The sequence below is a fragment of the Mycolicibacterium parafortuitum genome (assembly GCF_002086815.1).
In the GTDB taxonomy this organism is placed as follows: domain Bacteria; phylum Actinomycetota; class Actinomycetes; order Mycobacteriales; family Mycobacteriaceae; genus Mycobacterium; species Mycobacterium parafortuitum.
In genome coordinates this window covers 1-228 of record NZ_MVID01000086.1, presented here as the reverse complement: position 1 = coordinate 228, position 228 = coordinate 1, and the positions used below count along the sequence as shown (strand labels likewise).

General features: G+C 67.5%; 1 protein-coding gene. It reads right to left on the bottom strand.

Annotation, left to right across the window (positions count from 1 at the left end; all coding sequences use genetic code 11):
- Positions 1–228, bottom strand: a 228-nt coding sequence (locus BST38_RS28885) for a transposase (protein WP_207569377.1), incomplete at both ends; no start/stop codon positions are given.

Genomic DNA, 228 nt, shown 5'->3' with positions numbered 1-228 from the left:
CGATGACCGGGTCGAAGGTGCCGTTGCGGTCGCGGGGGACCTCCAGATCGACCGGGCCGGCGGTGGTCAGCACGGTCTTGCGGCCGTGGCCGTTACGGGAGTTGCCCGAGCCGTTGCCGGCTGGATCCCCGTGCTCATAGCCGAGGTGATCAGCGATCTCGACATCGAGGGCACGTTCGAGGACGGACTTGGTGATCTGGGCCAACAACCCGTCAGGGCCGTCGATCG